The sequence below is a fragment of the Caballeronia sp. SEWSISQ10-4 2 genome, from assembly GCF_030464885.1.
GTDB lineage: Bacteria > Pseudomonadota > Gammaproteobacteria > Burkholderiales > Burkholderiaceae > Caballeronia.
In genome coordinates, this window is sequence record NZ_JALPRJ010000115.1 from 1 (window position 1) to 19,494 (window position 19,494).

At 60.8% G+C, this 19,494-nt stretch carries 15 protein-coding genes and 1 pseudogene; 6 read left to right on the top strand and 10 right to left on the bottom strand.

Going from position 1 to position 19,494, the window contains the following annotated elements:
- From M0D69_RS39750 to M0D69_RS39770, 5 genes are all read right to left on the bottom strand, one after another.
- A partial coding sequence (locus tag M0D69_RS39750; protein WP_301787282.1) for an ABC transporter permease occupies window positions 1–1,108 on the bottom strand: 1,108 nt, incomplete at its 3' end.
- Window positions 1,109–1,138: 30 nt separating this feature from the next.
- Window positions 1,139–2,236: a BMP family ABC transporter substrate-binding protein gene (locus M0D69_RS39755; protein WP_301787283.1), complete on the bottom strand. Its 1,098-nt coding sequence runs from the start codon at window positions 2,234–2,236 to the stop codon at window positions 1,139–1,141.
- Window positions 2,237–2,252: 16 nt separating this feature from the next.
- Window positions 2,253–4,091 (bottom strand): allophanate hydrolase, encoded by a 1,839-nt coding sequence (gene atzF / locus M0D69_RS39760; RefSeq protein WP_301787284.1) that lies wholly within the window; start codon window positions 4,089–4,091, stop codon window positions 2,253–2,255.
- Window positions 4,092–4,341: 250 nt separating this feature from the next.
- Entirely contained in the window at window positions 4,342–5,493 is a 1,152-nt protein-coding gene (locus M0D69_RS39765; protein ID WP_301787285.1) for an acyltransferase, read from the bottom strand.
- 231 nt (window positions 5,494–5,724) lie between these two features.
- A complete protein-coding gene (locus M0D69_RS39770) occupies window positions 5,725–6,738 on the bottom strand; it encodes an AraC family transcriptional regulator (RefSeq protein WP_301787286.1) in 1,014 nt (337 codons plus the stop codon).
- 255 nt (window positions 6,739–6,993) lie between these two features.
- Here M0D69_RS39770 and M0D69_RS39775 point away from each other — a divergent pair, with 255 nt between their 5' ends.
- The gene (locus M0D69_RS39775) at window positions 6,994–7,428 is read left to right on the top strand and encodes a GFA family protein (protein WP_301787287.1); all 435 of its coding nucleotides are present in this window, start codon (window positions 6,994–6,996) and stop codon (window positions 7,426–7,428) included.
- A gap of 188 nt (window positions 7,429–7,616) precedes the next feature.
- Here M0D69_RS39775 and M0D69_RS39780 read toward each other — a convergent pair whose 3' ends face one another.
- Together M0D69_RS39780 and M0D69_RS39785 are read right to left on the bottom strand one after the other, a co-directional pair.
- On the bottom strand, window positions 7,617–8,078 hold the full coding sequence (locus tag M0D69_RS39780) for a RidA family protein (RefSeq protein ID WP_301787295.1): 462 nt from the start codon (window positions 8,076–8,078) through the stop codon (window positions 7,617–7,619).
- A gap of 76 nt (window positions 8,079–8,154) precedes the next feature.
- Complete coding sequence (locus M0D69_RS39785) at window positions 8,155–9,018, bottom strand: IclR family transcriptional regulator (protein WP_301787288.1); 864 nt, start codon at window positions 9,016–9,018, stop codon at window positions 8,155–8,157.
- Window positions 9,019–9,132: 114 nt separating this feature from the next.
- Here M0D69_RS39785 and M0D69_RS39790 point away from each other — a divergent pair, with 114 nt between their 5' ends.
- The 5 genes from M0D69_RS39790 (at window position 9,133) to zwf (ending at window position 17,065) form a co-directional block, all read left to right on the top strand.
- On the top strand, window positions 9,133–10,332 hold the full coding sequence (locus M0D69_RS39790; protein WP_301787289.1) for an aminotransferase class V-fold PLP-dependent enzyme: 1,200 nt from the start codon (window positions 9,133–9,135) through the stop codon (window positions 10,330–10,332).
- A gap of 135 nt (window positions 10,333–10,467) precedes the next feature.
- Window positions 10,468–11,583: a porin gene (locus M0D69_RS39795; RefSeq protein ID WP_301787290.1), complete on the top strand. Its 1,116-nt coding sequence runs from the start codon at window positions 10,468–10,470 to the stop codon at window positions 11,581–11,583.
- A 74-nt stretch (window positions 11,584–11,657) separates the two neighbouring features.
- On the top strand, window positions 11,658–13,028 hold the full coding sequence (locus tag M0D69_RS39800; protein ID WP_301787291.1) for a gluconate:H+ symporter: 1,371 nt from the start codon (window positions 11,658–11,660) through the stop codon (window positions 13,026–13,028).
- A 422-nt stretch (window positions 13,029–13,450) separates the two neighbouring features.
- Complete coding sequence (locus M0D69_RS39805; RefSeq protein WP_301787292.1) at window positions 13,451–15,256, top strand: phosphodiesterase; 1,806 nt, start codon at window positions 13,451–13,453, stop codon at window positions 15,254–15,256.
- A gap of 333 nt (window positions 15,257–15,589) precedes the next feature.
- Entirely contained in the window at window positions 15,590–17,065 is a 1,476-nt protein-coding gene (gene zwf / locus M0D69_RS39810) for a glucose-6-phosphate dehydrogenase (RefSeq protein WP_301787293.1), read from the top strand.
- A 41-nt stretch (window positions 17,066–17,106) separates the two neighbouring features.
- Here zwf and M0D69_RS39815 read toward each other — a convergent pair whose 3' ends face one another.
- The 3 genes and pseudogenes from M0D69_RS39815 to M0D69_RS39825 all read right to left on the bottom strand — a co-directional run.
- Complete coding sequence (locus tag M0D69_RS39815; RefSeq protein ID WP_301787294.1) at window positions 17,107–18,462, bottom strand: sensor histidine kinase; 1,356 nt, start codon at window positions 18,460–18,462, stop codon at window positions 17,107–17,109.
- On the bottom strand, window positions 18,452–19,129 hold the full coding sequence (locus M0D69_RS39820) for a response regulator transcription factor (RefSeq protein WP_301787296.1): 678 nt from the start codon (window positions 19,127–19,129) through the stop codon (window positions 18,452–18,454). The genes M0D69_RS39815 and M0D69_RS39820 overlap by 11 nt, the downstream gene beginning before the upstream one ends.
- Window positions 19,130–19,270: 141 nt before the next feature.
- Window positions 19,271–19,494, bottom strand: a pseudogene (locus M0D69_RS39825) (MFS transporter); the annotation flags it as partial.

Consider the following 19,494-nt stretch of genomic DNA (forward strand, 5'->3'; position numbering starts at 1 on the left):
GGGTTTGCTCCATCGGCAGGTTGATGTCGGCGAGTGCGGCGGCTTGCAGTTGCACGCGCCATGCAGCGATCCTTCCACCAAGCGCTTCCCATGCAAGCAGATTGGCGAATAGCAGGCCTTGCAGCACGAGCGTGGTGGCATCGGGAAGATCGAGGCGGCGTTGCAGCAGACTGCCGCTCGCCTCGATCCCGCCGATCATCAGCGCACACACGATGATCGCGAGCGGATTCTGGCGCGCGGCGAAGGCGACGAGAATGCCCGCGTAGCCATAACCGGCGAGCAGCGATGCGTTAGCGCTGCCCTGCACCGCCGCGACTTCGAACATGCCGGCTAGACCAGCAGCTGCTCCGCCGAGCGCGCAGGCGGCGAATGCCAGCAGGTTCACCGGCAAGCCGACGAGGCGCGCAGCGCGGTTGCTGCCGCCGACCACGCGCATCGCGAAACCCTTGGTGCTGTACTTGACGAAGATCCACGCCGCAATGCATGCCACAACGCCCCAAAAGAGGCCCCAGTGGACTTCGAGGCCAGGGAGCGAGCCAACCATCATCGACGGGGGAACGGGCAGCGTGGAGGGCTTGTTGAGGCTTGCCGGATCGCGCAACGGCCCTTCCACAAGATGCTTGAACAGCGCAATCGCGATATACGCCATCAATAGACTGCTGATCGTTTCATTGACGCCACGCCATTGCCGCAGCGCACCGACCGCACCGATCCAGACCGCGCCCGCCAGCATGCCCGCAAGCGCCATCAGCGGCGTGGCGATCAACCACGGCGTGCCGGCCGGCAGCATCTGCGGGACAATTGCCGCGCACATTCCGCCCAGCGCCAGCGCGCCCTCGCCGCCGATCACAATCAATCCGACCTGTGCCGGCAACGCCACGCACAGCGCCGTCAGCATGAGCGGTGAAGCGCGCAGCAAGGTGCTTTGCCAGGCGAACGACGAACCGAACGCGCCCTGGAAAATCAGGCCGACGGCATCGAAGACCGGTTGGCCCTGCACCAGCAGGAATAACGAAAACAGCACCAGCGTTCCGACAAGCGCAAGCACTGTCGGTATCGCCGGTAACAGCGCAAGCAAAGCGCGGGCAGTCGGGGCATTGGGACGCATCACGGCTCCTTCAGGAAGACGAGGCCATCATCAGATCTGGCCGGTCACGCCCGCCACGAGATAATTCATGCTCTCAAGCGTGTAGTCGGTCTGCGCGTGGCTCGTTCCGGCGGCGATCGCGGTGGCCCCTTTGTTATCTTTCATCGGCCCCTTGAAGATCACGAAGTCGCCCGCCATCATGCTGGCCTTGATCGTGTCCGCGGCCTTCTTCGCGTCGGGCGTGACCTTCGCGCCGTATGGCGACATCTTGACGAAACCCTCCTTGAGCCCGCCGCGCAGCACGTTGGGCTGCGGCTTGCCGGCCTGAGCATCGGCGATGAGTTCCTTATACGGCGTCGCCCAGTCCCACTCCGCGCCGGTGAGATAACCCTTGGGCGCAAGCGCGGCCTGGCTCGCGTGATAACCGCAACTCATCACGCCGCGTTTTTCCGCCGTTTCCACCACGACCTTCGGCCCATCCACGTGGCACGTCAGCACGTCGCAACCCTGATCGACGAGACTGTTGGTGGCTTCCGCTTCCTTCACGGGCATCGACCAGTCGCCAGTGAAAATAACCTGCGTGGTGATGGCGGGATCGACAGACTGCGCGCCGAGCGTGAACGAGTTGATATTGCGCAGCACCTGCGGAATAGGCTTGGCGGCAACGAAGCCAAGCTTCTTGCTCTTGGTCATGTGACCCGCGACCACGCCGTTCAGATACTGGCATTCATCGATATAACCAAAATAGCTCGCGATATTGGGCGGATTGCCCTGCTTCCATAAACCGCCGCAATGCGCGAAACGGACGTTCGGATACTTGGCCGCCATCTTGAGCACGTGCGGATCGAAGTAACCGAACGAGGTCGCAAAAATGAGCGTTGCGCCGTCCTGTTCGATCATCGCTTCCATGGTCTTCTGGACCGCGATGGTCTCGGGCACGTTCTCTTCTTCAACGACCTTCACGTTGGGCAGCTTCTTGATGATCGCCGCCGCCGACGCTTGCGCCTGGTTGTAGCCATAATCGCCGCGCGCGCCGACATAGATCACGCCAACAGTAGTTTTCCCCGCAGCGAATACCGACTGGAACGGGGCCATGGTCGCGAGTGCCAACAGGCTCGCGTCTTTGATGAAAGTGCGGCGGCTAGTCATGTCGTTCGATTCCTGGTTAGAGGTTATTGGGCTGTTTTTGAAGACTGTCGAGGTAGGCGATCCAGCCGCCAAAAGCCGTAATGTCCTGCGCTCCGCTTTCAACCGATACAGCCGACGGCTCGCAGATGAAACCCTTGACGACGCGGCCATCGCTCAGCGCCACCGTGCCGATACCCATCGGCGATGGAACATCCATCACGAACTTGCCAAACGTGCGCAAGGGCAGCTCCCACACTTCCATGGCGATGGCTGCGCCGTAGCCGTCCGTGGTGCGCACGAGCCCGGGTTTGGGCGGCGAAGTATTAGCGAGCGCAAAGAGCCGATAGCCCGGCGCGGTGCGTGTCGTTTCCTTGAACCGGGCGCTCGCTTCCAGCAATTGCCAATTAAGCGGCTGCCCTCGCAAATGCGCCCCGACGACTGCGAGCGTTACGCTCGGCTCCTGGAATGGCAGCGGTTGGAGATCGGGCGACGGGGTGGTTTTATCGTTGAATAGCGCTTGGATACGCGCCCCCAAAACGGCCAGCCGATGATCCGCACCGCTGGGCGCAATCAAGGTCACGCCGGCCGGCAAACCGTCGCTGCGATGCAGGCCTGGCACAGCCAGCGCGCATAGATCCAGCAGGTTGACGAAGTTGGTGTAATACCCCAGTTCGCTATTACGTTCGATGGGGTTTGCCTGCACGTCGGCGATCAGCGGATGGGTCGGCGCAGTCGGGACGATCAGGACATCGATAGTGTCGAAGCATCGCTCGACTTCACGCTTGAGTGCTGCGAGTGCGTATTGGCCGTTGAAGGCATCGACTGCACTGAAGCGGTCCGCCTTACTGATCACGGACGCAACCGTCGCGTCGATGTCCGCAAAATTTGTCTCGAAGAACGTGCCCAGCGCGGCACGGCGCTCGGCGACCCAAGGGCCGTCGTAGAGCAATGCCGACACCCGTTTGAACGGCGCGAAATCGATATCGCGCGGCGTGACATGCAGTTCGGTCGAGAGGGTATCGAGGGTGGCAAGGAATGCATGTTGAGCGGCGGTATCGTCGAAAAACTCCAGCTCGGCCGGCACACCAATACGCACGGCCGAAACGGTCGCGCCCAAGGCCGGCAGCTTGCGCGAATAAGCATCGAGCGCATCGAACTTCGCCATTTGCGCGAGGACGTGCCACGCGTCGGCCACGTCGTGCGCGAAGATCGACAGCGTATCCAGGCTCCGGCAAGCGGGCACCACCCCCCTTTTGCTCACCAGACCCAGCGACGGCTTCAGCCCGACCAGCCCATTGAATCCCGCGGGCACCCGGCCGGACCCGGCTGTATCCGTACCGAGTGAAAACGCAACGCACCCCGCGGCAACCGCCACCGCCGACCCGGAGCTCGATCCCCCCGACACATGCCCTGGAAATTTAACCTGGCGCACCGCGCCATAGGGCGAGCGCGTGCCAACGAGACCCGTAGCAAACTGATCGAGATTCGTCTTGCCGATGAGAATCGCGCCGGCGTCGAGCAGCCGCTGGGCGGCGAAAGCGGACACGTCGGGCGTATAGCTGAAGGGCTTGCAAGCGGCGGTCGTCGGCAGCCCCGCTACGTCCACATTGTCCTTGACCGCGAACGGCACGCCGAACAGCGGCATGCGTTCGAACACCGCATCGCCTTCTTTAGCAAGTTTGTCTTCAAGCACCCTTGCCCGCGAACGCACCGCGTCCTCCGGCAAACGCAGCGTCCACACTTCCGGGCGATCGACGGCGTGGATCCGTTTGAACACCGCGTCGATGACCGTCAGCGGCGAGCGGCGTCGCTCGGCGTAAGCAGCCAGAAGAGCTGCAACGCGTGGACAGTCGAATGGATCAGGTGAATTGGACATGAATTCCGTCTTGCATACAAGATGGAATTCATCAATGCATGAGCTGTGCCAGGCAAAGTCCGGCTGTGTGGCAAGGCCTCTGTGCCTTGCCACACAAGGCTTTCCGCTAAGTGCTCAGACTCGGTGCATTGATGTCGTCAATGTCCGTCGCTCTGGTTCCTGGTGCGCGATGCACCGTCAGGAAACGCGCGCGCACAAAAGCAGCGCTGCGGGACTCGCGGGCGCGCAACGCCAAACCAAGGATCAACTTTCAGGAGGCCTGATTCGCTCTCGCGGACGCGGCCGCGCTTCGTCCCGTCAGAAATTTCCCGAGCATGATCGACGGTCGTTCGACCGCGAGATAAGTCACTGCGGCAACAGGAATGATCAGCACCGCCGCCGTCACGATCGCGCGCCATGCCGAGCCGGAAGCAGGCATCAAGTGGATGATCGTGAGGAGCACGACCGTGTGTGTCAGATACAGGCTGTAGGAAATCGTGCCCAGGAATACGACTGGGCGCTTTGCCAGCACCGACGTAAAACGCCTCGATACGATTGCTGTACACACAATGCCCGCGGCGGCAGCCACGACACACCAGTCGAAAATGTACTGGCCGACAACACCCGTCGTAATCGACGTCACCGAGCGTGACAAGAAATAGAGCACGAGCGAAGCGGCGAGAACAAACTTCGTTCGATTGTGCTTTGCTAGCCATCGTTGCCAGCGCGCGCGGTGGATCGCCAGCGTCGAGCCGACGATGAACATGCCGAGGTAATGCGCCGTCATCGCCCAGTCACCGCTGAAGCTTGGGCTGCTGGTCTCGTCGGCACCCTTCCCCATGGCGAACAGGAAGGACACTGCGGAAATAGCCAGCGCCGTCGCCAGACAAGCGCGTGCGGACACGCGGCCGGCGCAATAGACAACCAAAGGCATCATCAACGAAATGCGCATTTCGTAGATCAGCGACCAGATCACCGGAAGCACGCGATTGGCTTTGTATTGTCCGATAAACAAGATGTGATCCAGTATTTCTGCACGCGAGAATGATCCGATCCAGATATCGTTGAACCATGAGCCAGCCCATTCAACGGGCTCTACGTTGATCAGATTAATGAATGAACAGGCAGCGAACAGTACGGCGAGATAAGGCAAATAGATCCGGCAAATCCGCTTGATCAAATAGTCGCGATACGTGATGCGTCGATTCGACATCAATTGAAGGGTCAGGACAAAACCGCTCAGTATGAAGAATAAAATGACAGCTTCATGACCAAGCGCCAACACGCGCAAGGGTGACTTGGGTATCCACCAGAGCGGGCCGACCAGTACGAAATGATTGATTACCACCATCAGGGCGGCTATGCCGCGCAATGCATCCAGTTGTGGATAATGGCGGCCGCGGAAGGAACTCGTTTCATTCACCCGATAAATACCTCGCAGTCCGAATTAGTTTCAAGTGATGCAATTTTCAGCTGACACGCTCTACCAAATTAATTAGTCGGTAAAGGAAAGTTTAATGGCCGATTCAATAGACAATTAAGCCTGTATTACTTTCTAATACTTTTTTACTTTATTGCCGATGAACGCTGCTCGGGCGGTCGTAGTTTTTGCCTGTGCGCTTCAGGCATTGGCGAGATCAATGCGACCGGGTGCTCACGTATGGACCTGAGCGACGGCTACGCCGGCAGCATTCGCCGTCCCTTGGCGCTTTCGCCAGCACGCCGGCGGCGTTCCGAATTCCCGCTTAAACGCCCTGTTGAATGCCGCCTCCGATTCGTAGCCGACCTGCTCCGCCACCGCGGCGAGCGACTTGCTGCCGGTCGAGAGTTCCTGCGCCGCGATCTGCAGACGCCAACGTGCCAGATATTGCATGGGCGGCTGTCCCAGCAGGTCCGTGAACCGTTGCGCTAACGCGGAACGCGACAAGCCCACCTTTCGCGCGAGTTCATCGACGGTCCACGAGTGCGCGGGTTGCGCGTGGAGCATCGATAACGCCCGACCGACGAACCGGTCGCGCACGCCCGCCAGCCACCCTTTCCGATCGGCAGGCAGGGTATCGATACAACGGCGCACCGCTTCGACGAACAGCAGTTCAGACAGTCTCGCAAGAACGATGGCACTGCCGGCCCGCCACTCGCTCGCTTCTGCTGCAGCGAATTGCAGTGACGACTCCAGCCATGCCGAGCGCGGGTCGTTGCGCATGTCGACCTTGAAGATTGGCGGCAGCGAAGACAGCAACGGGTTGCTCAAGGTGTTGTCGCAGGCCAGGAAACCGCAGACGAGACGTGTGCCGATTCCACCGCCTCCGTAAGACAACTTCATCACCTGGCCCGGTGTTGTCTGCAACTGACTGGCGAGCAAGGGCGCCGCCGACGCGGGAGAAAGCGCTAGGTCGCTGCCGATAATGTGCGCTTCGCCTTGCGGCACTACCAGCAGTTCGCCGGCATTGAGGTGAATCGCGGAGCCTTGATTGTCAGCGAGTTGCGCCCAGCAGCGCCCTTCGGTGATCAGATGATAGGACACCACGCGTTCCGATCTCGGCAGGAAAGCCGCATAGAGGGTCGCATCTCCCTGACCAATCACGCACCACGGCTCAGTGAACTCTCCATTGAGATACACCGCTCCGCTCAGGCGCACCGCGCGAAGCACGTCGGAAACGGCGTCCATGGATAGTGTCCGTTGAATAGCGCCCGTTGAATGCGGCGTCCTGCACAAGAAATCTGGACGCCTGATCATTCATCATGGTAAGCAATTCGTAAATACTAGCACCCACGTACCGCAGCTTCTAGTGCCGAACCGTAACGTTCCGGCGAGCGCATGCGGTGTTGTCGAGTGCGTGCTGCGGCGCACATCAATCCGCCGGGCAAGGCTGCATCGGCAGACCCACATACGCCCGGGTAAAAACCATGAAGGAGATGCATCATGAGCAACGAAAACACTTATCACGGAGGCTGCTTTTGCGGCGCGGTTCAGATCACAGTCACAGGCGAGCCGGCAGGAATGGGTTATTGCCACTGCGACTCGTGTAGAAGCTGGTCGGCAGGACCCGTCAACGCCTTCACGCTATGGAAACCCGAGGCGGTGCACATTACGCGGGGCGCCGACAACATAGGCACTTACAACAAGACACCGCAAAGCTATCGCAAATGGTGCAAGACATGCGGCGGCCACCTCTTCACCGAGCATCCCGGCATGGGACTAACCGACCTGTATGCAGCAGTTATTCCAGACTTCCCGTACGAAGCTGGCGTTCATGTCAACTATCAGGAAACGAAGCTGCGAATGAAGGACGGCTTGCCAAAGATGAAAGATTTCCCGGGGGAAATGGGCGGCTCGGGCATCAGCCTGGCAGAATAACTCGCGTCAGTCACGCGGTAATCACGACACGCAGCGCTGCGTGACTGCATCGAAACACGTTTCACCTTTATATGGCTAGTTTGAGGCCGAATAGTCGCGTGAACCGGGTGCGCCACGAACCCGTGTCGTGGACCACGCCCGCGTTCGTTGTCGAGGCCGCGGCAGCACTCTCGGAATCACGCTGAAGCTCAGTCGCGAATAGCGACGATCGCTTCGATCTCCACCGTGATGTTGCCCGGCAGCGACCCCACGCCGACAGCGGAACGCGAGTGCCGGCCCGCGTCGCCGAACACATCGACGAACAGATCGGAGCATCCGTTGATCACGCGCGGATGATCGGCGAAGTCCGGCGTGGCATTAACCATGCCGAGCAGCTTTACGATGCGTCTCACGCGGCCCAGATCGCCTAGTTCCACATGCAGCACCGACAACAAGTTAAGGCCCACGAGTTGTGCATGTGTGTACGCTTCATCGGCGGTGACGTTGTCACCGACCTTGCCTGTCATCAGGTGTCCGGTCCCGTCAAGCGGCCCTTGCCCCGACAAAAACAGCAAGTTGCCTTCGCGCGTGCAGTGAGTGAAGTTGCCTATCGGTGCGGGCACGTCCTGAAGTTTCAAACCGCGGGCCTGCAGTCGTTCGTAGCAGTTCATCTCAGTCGAAAATCCCATGTTGCGTTGGTTCTCTTTCAAGTGTTGAGGACAAGGTTCAAAGAGCGGCAGCCTGTGCCTAGCCGATGGAGTCGGGCGCGCGACGCCGCCAGCCGAGCCGCGCTTCAATGCGCGCAGCGACCACCTTTAGTTCGTCGCCAAAACGTTCAGTACTCTGAATCGCCTTGGCCTCCGGCATCACGATCGAAATAGTGAAGACGCAGTCCCCGGCCTGGTCGAGCACCGGTGCGGCGAGACACGCCACGGACGCATCCGATTCGCCGATCTGGATCGACAGCCGCGCGTCGAGCGCTTCACGCGCCATTCGTGCGAGCACGTTAGGGCGTGTTTCGGCACGCGCAGTGGGAGACGACTTTGCGTATCGCGTGAAATAGGCGATCCGCTCGGCGTCGGGCAGATGTCCCACCAGCAACCGTCCCGATGCAGTCCAGTTGAGCGGCACCCGGCTGCCTACACGCGAGGTCACGCGAAAATGGCCCGGTCCCTCAGCCATCTGCAACACGACCATCATGCCTTCCTCGAGTCCGCACACCTGCACCGTCTCGCCGACCTGCGCCGACAAGCGGTTCATCTCTTCATGCGCGACCGCCAGATAGTCGAGCGAACTCGCATACGTCAACCCGTAGCCGTATAACCGCGAGCCGAGCCAGATTGCGCCGTCGGGCGTGCGCGCCAACAGGTTCTTCTCCACCAGGTCGTTGATGATCGAATAGACAGTCGAAAGCGGCGCGCCGACCAGACGCGCGATTTCATAAGCAGTGATCGGACGGTTGGTTTCCTGCAGCGCGTCCAGGATCTGCACTGCCCGGTCGATCGCGCTCGTGCGTGTGCGCGGCGCGGCAGCGGGAAGATCGGGCGTGTCCGGCACCGGCTTCGCGGCTGGCTCCGGTTCCTGTGCGGTTTGACGGGACTTGCGGATCATTGCGCTCCTAGTGACAGATTGTTTTTGTACAGTTTGACGCAAGTGCATCGTATGCTAATCTAATACACAATTACAACATACATTCCATAATAAAGGAATATCAGGAGCCGCACGATGGATGTTTATTCCCGTTTTGGTCTACGCTCGGTCGTCAACGTATCGGGCACGATGACGAGCCTGGGTGCCTCCATCGTGGCGGCGCCGGTCATTGAAGCAATGGCCGCGATCCTGCCGCAGTTTGTCCAGATCGACGACTTGCAACGCAAGGCGTCGGCCGTGATCGCGCGGGCGTGCGGCAGCGAAAGCGGCTATATCACCGCGTCCTGTTCGGCCGCGATCACGCTTGGCATTGCCGCGACCATGACGGGCGACGACCCGGGCCTGATCGAGCGTTTGCCCGACACGGCCGGTTTGCGGAACGAGGTAGTTGTGCAAACCGGCCATCTCGTCAATTATGGCGCGCCCGTCGACCAGGCCATCCGGCTCGCCGGCGCTCGCGTCGTGCCGGTTGGCGCGGCCACGGAGGCGCACGGTTACCAGCTATCCGCGGCAATCAATGACCGTACTACTGCCGCACTCTATGTCGTCTCGCATCACACGGTCCAGTTCGGATTGATCCAACTGGAAGAGTTTATAGCCGCCGCGCATGCGAAGGGTGTGCCGGTGATCGTGGACGCGGCGTCGGAATATGACCTCAAACGCTTCATTGCCGCGGGCGCCGATCTCGTGCTGTATTCAGCGCACAAGTTTCTCGGCGGTCCGACTGCCGGGATCGTAGCGGGCAAGAAAACGCTGGTACGTGCCGCCTATTTCCAGAATGGCGGCATCGGTCGTGGCATGAAAGTGGGCAAGGAAGGGATCGCGGGCGCCATCGCTGCGCTCGAACAATGGCAGCAGCGCGATCATGCGGCGGTCCGTGCGCGTGAGCGTGGTTATCTCAAGCTATGGCATGAAGCGCTGAACGGCCGTCCTGGCGTACGCGCGGAGATCGATGCCGATCCTACCGGCAATCCGCTTGACCGCCTGAAGCTTTCCATCGATTCACGCGAGGCGCGTATCAGCGCCTGGGATTTGGCAGACGCGCTGGCAAATCCGCCGGCGGGCAGCGTGCCGGTGATCGTTCGCGATCACGAGGCCGAACTGAATTTTTTCTTCGTCGATCCGTGCAACCTGCATCCCGGCCAGGAACAGATCGTCCTTCAACGTTTGCTCGCCGAACTCGAACGTGTGCAGCACGCACCGCAGCCGCTGGTCACGCCGTTTTTCCAGCGCGACGCGCGGCGTGTTGCTGGCCGGCGCAACTGGCCGGACTGAATTTCAACCTTTGTACGACCGATACGCCGGATTATCTCCGGCGTCGCTTTGCCTTGCACGTTTAGTAATCCTTACGCCATCGAAGACAAAAAGAATTCATCGATGAATGCCCTTCTTTCGACCAGAGGAAACCAGATGCACAAGCAGATCCTTCGCACGGCCGTGGCCGTTGCCGTGACCGGAAGCGTTGCGCAAGCCGCTTACGCCCAAAGCAGTGTGACGCTCTACGGCATTGTCGATGCCGGCTTCACCTACACCAACAATCAAAAAGGCAATAGCGCCTATCAGGCCACTCAAGGCAACGTGCAAGGGTCGCGCTGGGGTCTGCTTGGAACCGAGGATCTGGGCGGCGGCAACAAAGTCCTGTTCAGGCTCGAGAACGGCTTCAGCCTGGAATCGGGCGCATTGGGCCAGGGCGGACGCATGTTCGGCCGCAGTGCGTGGGTCGCATTGAGTAACAGCCGTGCGGGTACGATTACGCTTGGCCGCCAGTACAACAGCGTGCAGGACTATTTGTCGAATCTGCAGATCAACGGCGTGGGCGCGATGAGCCAGTTCGGCAACGCGGTCTACGACAACGACGACCTCAACAATACCTACCGCACCAACAACGCCGTCAAGTACACCACGCCCACGTTCTCCGGCTTCACCGCCAACGCGATGTACGCGTTCTCGAACACGGCCGGCGACTTCTCGAATAACCGTGCATGGAGCGTAGGGGCAGATTATGTCGCGGGACCAGTCCGTCTCGACGCGGCCTACTCGCTGGTTAATCACCCAGCGTCGAACACGGCAGGCGCTGCGCCTTCCGACAACTACTACGGCACCAGTTCGTCGATCATCAGCAACGTCGCGCGCAATCAGGTCTGGGGCGCGGGCGGTGCCTATGCGTTCGGGCCGGCCACCGTCGCCCTGTTGTACACAAACTCGCACTTCGACCTCCTGAGCGGCGGCAGCCTGCGCTTCGCGAACTACGAAGCGAGCGTGCGTTATCAGTTCACGCCCGTCACGCTGCTCTCGCTCGGCTATATCTACACGAGCCAGAACAGCAGTTCGGCCACGGCGGCAAATGGCCACTACAGCCAGCTCGCGCTCGGTGGCGAGTATTTCCTTTCGAAGAGCACCGATCTTTACCTGAACGGCATTTATCAGCGTTCGTCGGGCGCCAAGGCGTGGGTCGAAGGCGTCTCGAATCCGTCCAGCAACAACGGGCAATTCGTCACCGTCGCCGGAATTCGGCACAAGTTCTAACCCGGTATGCCAGACCGTTGGAGACCCATGCGGCTCGACGGTCTGGTTCCTCCGATCGCTATTTTGGAGACCCCATGGCGACTGTCCAGGGAAGTTGGTTACTCGTTTACGCGTTAGTCGCGATCATCGCGCTGGTCGTGCTGATCGCGCGATTCAAACTCAATCCGTTTATCACGCTGATGGTGGTATCCGTCGCGCTCGCGCTTGCTGTCGGCATGCCGATGACGTCGATTCTCAAGTCGTTCGAAACCGGCGTTGGCGGAACGCTCGGGCATATTGCGATTGTCGTCGGGCTCGGTACGATGCTCGGCAAGATGATGGCCGAATCCGGCGGCGCCGAACAAATCGCGCGCACGCTCATCGGATTGTTTGGCCCGAAGAACGTGCATTGGGCCATGATGTGCATCGCGTTTCTCGTCGGCCTGCCGGTGTTTTTCGAAGTCGGTTTCGTGTTGCTGATTCCGATCGCATTCAACGTGGCGCAGCGCACGGGCACGTCGATGATCCGCGTCGGCATTCCCATGGTCGCGGGGCTCTCGGTCGTGCATGGCCTGATCCCGCCGCATCCGGCCGCGTTGCTGGCCGTCACGGCTTATAACGCGGATATCGGCCACACGATCTTCTATGCGCTGGTCGTCGGCATTCCCACGGCGATTATCGCCGGGCCGCTGTTCTCGAAGCTGATCGCGAAGTTCGTCGTACTCGAGGGCGTCAATCCGATAGCGCAGCAGTTTATCGAACAGGACGCCGCACGCGCGACGCAGAAGCTGCCCGGCTTCGGTATCACGCTGCTGACGGTTCTGCTGCCCGTGCTGTTGATGCTCGTTGGCAGTTGGGCCGACCTGATCGTGCCGGCGAAATCAACGGCCAACAACGTGCTGCGCCTGATCGGGCACCCGGACATGGCGCTGCTGCTTGCGGTGCTGATGAGTTTCTACACGTTCGGTTCGGCGCGCGGGTTCAATCGCGAATCGATCCTCAAGTTCACCAACGAGTGTCTGGCGCCGACCGCCAGCATCACGCTGGTCGTGGGTGCCGGCGCCGGCTTCGGACGCATCCTGATCGATAGCGGCGCGTCCAAGGCGATTGTCGATGTGGCCACCGGCGCGCATGTGCCGCTGCTGATTCTCGCGTGGCTGGTTGCCGGGCTGATTCGCGTCGCGACCGGATCGGCGACTGTTGCAATGGCCACTGCCGCGGGGATCATCGCGCCTATCGCAGCGGCCGCCGCATCTACTGCAACGGGTGTGCGTCCCGAGTTGCTCGTGCTCGCGACCGGCGCGGGGTCGCTGATCTTGTCGCATGTGAACGATGGCGGTTTCTGGCTGGTCAAGGAGTACTTCGGCATGACCGTGACGCAGACCTTCAAGACGTGGACCGTGTGCGAGACGATTATTTCGGTGACGGCGCTGGCGTTTACGCTTGGGCTGTCCATGGTGATCTGAAACGGCCGTGCATGGGGCGGCGGACCGGGCAGTCCTGACTTCAAGCGCCGTGCGCGCCGGGACTTGAACCACACGCAAGTTCCGGGCGTTTCGCGCGGCACTTCCTCACGCTCCCTGCCGATACCCCTTTTACGGATCGTATGAAACAACGGCTCCTCGCCTTCGGTATCTAGCTTCCCTCAACAACCGGACCACCAAGATTCCGTCGGCATCGGGGAGCACGCGGTCGAGCGTCATGGCGTCATAGCCCCTGATCGGATTGATCCCTGGCGCCATGGTTCGCGAAGAAACTTTGCCGGCATAGCCGCCCCGCGCGCAACGCCAGCCACAAACCCGCACCGCCCTGGTGCCCGAGGTCATAAAAACTTCATTCAATTCATGCGACGCCGCGCCGTTAGACAGCCAGATCTACGGGATTCCCCATGCAATTCTCTACTCTTCATGTCACACACGGCGCGCCGTCGACGGTCGCCGCGTTGATCGCCGACCGTGCGCTCTGGGCGGCCTTTCAGCCCATCGTGCGCTTGGCCGACGGAGAGATTGCAGGTTATGAAGGGCTCATCCGCGGCCCGGCCGACACGTCGCTCGCGACGCCGCGCGGCTTGTTCGCTCAGGCGCAGCAGGAAGGCTCGGCGCACAGGCTGGAGATAGCCGCGGCACGGGTGTGCTGCGAATCCTTTACACGCCTAGAGGGCGCCGGCCTGCTTTTCATCAACGCGAGCGCGGCGGTTATTGAAGCGAGCTTCGGCGACGCTGACGGCATTGCCACCCTGCTCGGCGCCAGTGCGCTTGCCCCTGAGCGCGTGGTGATCGAGTTAACGGAGCAGAGCGTCATTACCGATCACGAGCGCTTCGACGCCACCGTTCGCGCGTTGCGTTCCACCGGGGCCGCGTTCGCGCTCGACGACTACGGCAGCGCGAATGCGAGCATGAACCTCTGGGTACGGCTGGTGCCCGGCTACGTCAAGATCGACCGGTTTTTCATCGACAACATCGCGCTCGATCCGTTGAAATTCGAGGCCGTCAAAACGATGGCCGCGTTTGCCAGAGCAAGCGACGCCGAGCTGATTGCCGAGGGTATCGAGCGCCCGGCCGACCTGGGCATTGTCCGCGACCTGGGCATCACGTATGGACAGGGATTCTTGCTGGGGCGCCCGGCTGCGCTGCCCTGCTTGACGTTGCCCGCACCTATACAGCAGTCGTTGCGCTCGTCGCAGATCACCGTCTACCCCTCGCATACCCATACCCGCCGCGAAGCCGGCGCGGGCGGATTCGAACTGGACCGGATGCTAATTCTGGCGCCCTCATTGCCACTCGACGCGCGCAACGACCACGTGGTCGACCTGTTCAACGTGGCGCCAGATCTGCACGCTGTGGCGATCATCGACGACGGCCGGCCGGTCGCGCTCATCAACCGCCGCGCCTTCATGGACCAGTACGCGCTGCCCTACCATCGCGAACTGTTCGGCAAGCGTCCTTGCCTGCAGTTTGCCAATCCGGCGCCGCTCGTGGTCGAACGTTATGCCACGCTGGAAGAGGTGGCGCATATGCTCGCCAACGACGACCTGCGTTATCTCTCCGACGGCCTCATCATCACCGACGCAGGCCGTTACGTGGGCCTCGCCACCGGCGAGCGTCTCGTGCGCGCCGTGACGGAAATCCGCTTGGAAGCGGCGCGTTATGCCAACCCGTTGACGTTTCTTCCCGGCAACGTGCCGATCAATTCGCACGTCGAGCGGCTGATCGACAGCGGCGTCGACTTCGTTGCGTGTTACGTCGATCTGGACGACTTCAAGCCATTCAACGATTACTACGGTTATTGGCAAGGCGACGAAGTGCTCAAGGCGGCTGCGGCTGCCTTACGCTCGGTCTGCGAACCAGCGTGCGATTTTCTCGGCCACATCGGCGGCGACGACTTCCTGATGCTGTTTCAAAGCGCGGACTGGCACGGTCGCAGCCTCCAGGCCGTTACCCGCTTCAACGAAGAGGTCAAGCGTTTCTATTCACCGGAAGACCGGCTAGCAGGCGGGATCTACAGCGAGGACCGGAGCCGCCGCCGGCTGTTCTTCGGCTTCGTCACCATGTCTATCGGCGCAGTCAGGGTGGCTGCCGGGTCGGCACGCATCAGCGAGGAAATAGGCGCGGTCGCGGCCATCGCCAAGCGTCGCGTCAAGAAGGAAAGAAGCGGCATGGTCGCGATCGATTTCGCGCATCATCGATCCGTCTGAGTGTTCAAGGATGTCGCGCAACTCGCTGCAGAGGCTAGAGCGGCGTTCACCGCATCATCTGCCCGCGCCCCCGCAATCCACGCTTATCGATATCGATCGCCGTGCGCCGATCGCATACTTACACTAAAGTTACAGGCAGACGGTTGCATCGTTTCCCGACCGGCCGGACGCTTTATCTCTAGTATTCTGGTGGTAGTGAACGGCGGCGCTGCTCGCCCTGCGCGAACAAGCCGGTTTAAAGCGCAACTGGTATAACGACATACTCAGCGTCGTAAAAGGCCCGCTCTGCGGAGCGCAATTCTGACTGCACCAACCCGCGACTCCATACGCACCATGACCACTCAAACCTCTTCAGCAGCGTTCGATCTTCCGGTCGACATGATCATTTTCGGCGGCGCCGGCGACCTGTCCGCACGCAAGCTCCTGCCGGCGCTTTACATGGCGCATCTGCACTGCAACCTGCCGCCGCAAACGCGCATCATCGCGATCGGTCGACGCGACTGGTCGCGCGAGCAATACGTGCAGTTCGTGGAAGAGCAATCGAAACCGTTCGTCGACAAGAAGGCGCTCGACCCGCAAGCCTGGGACACGTTCCTTGCTCTCTTCGAGTACGTGCGCATCAATATTGATTCGCCAAGCGACTATCTGAACCTCGCGGAAATTGCGCGCAAAGACGTATGCCGGGTGTTTTATCTCGCGACTTCGCCGGACCTCTTCACGACGATCTGCGACAACCTCGCAGCATCCGGGCTGGTCGATAACAACTCGCGCGTCGTGCTGGAAAAACCGCTCGGCCACGATCTCGCTTCGGCGCAGGCAATCAACGCTTCAGTCGGCCGCCATTTCGCCGAAGCGCAGATCTACCGCATCGACCATTATCTCGGCAAGGAAACGGTGCAGAACCTGATGGTGCTGCGTTTCGGCAACGCGATCTTCGGGCCGCTGTGGCAAGCGCCGTACATCAAGAGCGTGCAGATTACCGTGGCCGAAACAGTGGGCGTGGGCAGCCGCGCTGGCTTCTATGACCAGACGGGCGCATTGCGCGACATGGTGCAGAACCACCTGTTGCAGCTGTTGTGCATCGTGGCCATGGAACCGCCCGTGTCGCTCGATCCGGATGCCGTGCGCGATGAAAAGCTGAAGGTGCTCCGTTCGCTGCGCAAGATGACGGTCGCGGATATCGCCCGCGATACCGTGCGTGGCCAGTACAGTCCGGGCGCGATCGGCGGCGAGCCCGTCAAGGGGTATATGGAAGAGGACAACGTGCCGGCGGAGAGCCGTGCGGAGACGTTTGTTGCGATCCGGGCGCACATCAACAACTGGCGCTGGGCGAACGTGCCGTTCTTCCTGCGCACCGGCAAGCGCTTGCAGAAGAAACAATCGGAGATCGTGATCGACTTCGCCGATCTGCCGTTCTCGATCATTCCGAGCGGGCCGCGTAACTATGGCAACCGGCTGATCATCCAGTTGCAGCCCGAGGAATCGATCCAGTTGCAAATGCTCGCGAAGGAGCCGGGTAGCGGCATGCATATGCTGCCGGTCAATTTGAATCTGGACCTGCAGCAGGCCTTTACGGAACGTCGCGCGGAAGCCTATGAACGGCTGTTGATCGATGTGATGCGCGGGCGCCTTACGCACTTCATGCGTCGTGATGAACTCGAAGCGGCATGGGCGTGGGTGGAACCGATCCTGGACGGCTGGAAGGAACTGAACGACCGTCCGCGGACTTATACCGCGGGGACGTTCGGACCGGCGGCGTCATCGGCGTTGATGGCGCGGGAGAATATGGCTTGGGCGGAAGAGGCCTGAAGTTGTTTCGCTCGCGCCGGTTCATCGGCGCGAGCGTCGCTCTAAATCGAAAACCGGACCACCGCCGCAAGCCCCTTGCCATCGGGGCCATGCTCAAGCCTGATGGTCGCCCGGTGCGCACGCACGATCTCCCGCACGATAGCGAGGCCCAACCCGCTACCCTCTTCCGCCGAAGCCCTGAAGAACGGCTCAAAAACGCGATCGCGGACATCCGCTGGAATACCGGGGCCATCATCTGTCGCGGCAAGCATGATCGTCTTGTCATGCCGCTCGATCAGCAAGGTTACGTGCCCTGATGCAGGCGTATACCGGATAGCGTTATCGATCAGGTTGAAAACAAGCACCGACAACAAACGCGCATTGCCCAGCACTATCGCATCGTCCGCAAGCTGCGCCGCAAGCTCGATCCCGCGACGCTGAGCAAGCAGCGCCAGCTCTTCAATTACAGTCGTCGCAACCTCGCGCAGATCGACACGCTCGCCTTCGAAATGACTGTAATCGGCAGTCTCGGCTTGCGCGAGCAGGAGCAGCTGGTTAGTCAGCGACACGAGCGCCCCGTTACTCTTGTGCATCGCCGACAAGGTCTCTTTCACCGTGGCGAGATCATCGTGGCGGCGCGCGTACTGCAGCTGCGCGCCAAGCAATGTCAGCGGCGTCCTCAACTGATGCGCCGCATGCGCAATGAACCGCCGCTGCATGGCGGTCTGCCGCTCGATTCTCGCAATGCACTGGTTGATTGCATCGACAATAGGCCGCAACTCGCTCTGAAGATGCTCCGAGCGCAACGGCACCAGTTCGTTCGGCGCGCGGTCGCGAACGTCGTTGGTCAGCGCCATCAAGTGCCGTAGTTCAAAGGTCAGGCCGACGCATACCAGCACGATTGCAATCGCGATGATCTCCGCGAAATGCCGTAGTTGGGGCCGCCATAGTTCCGCCGCCAATGCATCGCGCTCGAGTTCAGTCCTGCCGACCGACACCAGGATGCGCTTGCTTTCGCCGGAGTCGTACATCGGCCGGATGATGGAGACCGCCCGCACCGGTTGGCCGTCGATGTTCGTGTCATACCATCCAGGCGAACTCGCCGGCTCGACTTGCTCAAGATCCGTTGTCCCGGCAATTGCGGGTCCGTCGATAACCCGGATACGAAAAAATACCCGGTCGCCATACGGCGAACTCAGGATCTCGATGGCGCTCGGGGAAATGTCCGCATGCAGGTAACTGTCGTCCCACTTGACGTCGCCGGCCATCACGCGCGCGGATGCAAGCAGCGCGTTGTCCTGAATGAGACTCGCGGTTTTCTGCGCGCTTTCACGGGCCATATAACCTGCTGCGAGCACATAGACAGTCAGCGGCAGCAACAACCACAACAAAAGCCGAAGGCGCAGGCTATTCGTCATCGCTGCTGGCTTGCAACAGATAACCCAGGCCTCTAAGCGTAATGATCGTCGCGGTGCTTTTCTCAAGTTTCTTGCGCAGCCGCGAGACATAAATCTCGATAGCGTCTTCGCTCGTATGCGTTGACGAACTGCCGAGCGAATCGGCCAGCATCGGCTTGGATACGGTTTTCTTCGCCTTGAGAATCAAGGTCTCGAGCACGGCGTGCTCTCTCGGTGTCAGGCTGAGCGTCTCGCCCGATACTGAAAACTGCCGCCGGTCGATATCGTAGGAAAGATCGCCGCATCGCGTGCTGTTCGAGCGCGAGGGCAACTGGCGCCGCACCAGTACCTTGACACGCGCGACCAGCTCGCGCGCGTCGAACGGCTTGACAAGGTAGTCGTCCGCGCCGGCACTCAGGCAAATCACTTTTTCATCGACGGAACCGCTTGCCGTCAAAATGAGAACGGGCGTGTCGTCGTCGCGTTCCCGCAGACGCCGTAACACGCCCTTGCCCGACAGGTTCGGCAGGTTCAGATCGAGCAGCACGACGTCGTAACGCGTCGTGCGCAGGAACCTGTCGGCCGCGTCGCCGTCGCTGACGCGATCGAGCACAAAACCATCGTCTTCCAGAATCTTTGCGAGCCAATGAGCCAGTTGCTCATTGTCCTCGACCAGCAGTAGCTTCATCAGGTTCACCACGTTATGCATGGGCATTGTCCGTCAGCCCGGCAAACGCATGGTTCAAGCCAGCCAAGCGCTCCGCCGGGCGCACGGCCCTAGGCGAAGTGTAGCTTGCTCTTGATGTAGTCACTCTGTTTGGCGTCCCGCTCAAGCCGCCTTGTATTGCCTGCGCGCTTCCGTGGAGCGATACAGGATCAGCGTCGCGATCAAACCGCAGACCGCAGCGAGGCCCATCCATGCTCCCGGCGCCGCCTTGTTACCGGTCGCGTGAATCAGGTACGTGGAGATGGCCGGCGTGAAACCGCCGATCGTCGTCGCGAGGCTGTATGCCAGCGAGAAACCGGTCGTACGCACTTCCACCGGCATGACTT

Coding starts and splice junctions, on each gene's coding strand:
- M0D69_RS39755 (WP_301787283.1), bottom strand. CDS start 2,236: ATGACTAGCCGCCGCACTTTCATCAAAGACGCGAGCCTGTTGGCACTC.
- atzF (WP_301787284.1), bottom strand. CDS start 4,091: ATGTCCAATTCACCTGATCCATTCGACTGTCCACGCGTTGCAGCTCTT.
- M0D69_RS39770 (WP_301787286.1), bottom strand. CDS start 6,738: ATGGACGCCGTTTCCGACGTGCTTCGCGCGGTGCGCCTGAGCGGAGCG.
- M0D69_RS39775 (WP_301787287.1), top strand. CDS start 6,994: ATGAGCAACGAAAACACTTATCACGGAGGCTGCTTTTGCGGCGCGGTT.
- M0D69_RS39780 (WP_301787295.1), bottom strand. CDS start 8,078: ATGAACTGCTACGAACGACTGCAGGCCCGCGGTTTGAAACTTCAGGAC.
- M0D69_RS39785 (WP_301787288.1), bottom strand. CDS start 9,018: ATGATCCGCAAGTCCCGTCAAACCGCACAGGAACCGGAGCCAGCCGCG.
- M0D69_RS39790 (WP_301787289.1), top strand. CDS start 9,133: ATGGATGTTTATTCCCGTTTTGGTCTACGCTCGGTCGTCAACGTATCG.
- M0D69_RS39795 (WP_301787290.1), top strand. CDS start 10,468: ATGCACAAGCAGATCCTTCGCACGGCCGTGGCCGTTGCCGTGACCGGA.
- M0D69_RS39800 (WP_301787291.1), top strand. CDS start 11,658: ATGGCGACTGTCCAGGGAAGTTGGTTACTCGTTTACGCGTTAGTCGCG.
- M0D69_RS39805 (WP_301787292.1), top strand. CDS start 13,451: ATGCAATTCTCTACTCTTCATGTCACACACGGCGCGCCGTCGACGGTC.
- zwf (WP_301787293.1), top strand. CDS start 15,590: ATGACCACTCAAACCTCTTCAGCAGCGTTCGATCTTCCGGTCGACATG.
- M0D69_RS39815 (WP_301787294.1), bottom strand. CDS start 18,462: ATGACGAATAGCCTGCGCCTTCGGCTTTTGTTGTGGTTGTTGCTGCCG.
- M0D69_RS39820 (WP_301787296.1), bottom strand. CDS start 19,129: ATGAAGCTACTGCTGGTCGAGGACAATGAGCAACTGGCTCATTGGCTC.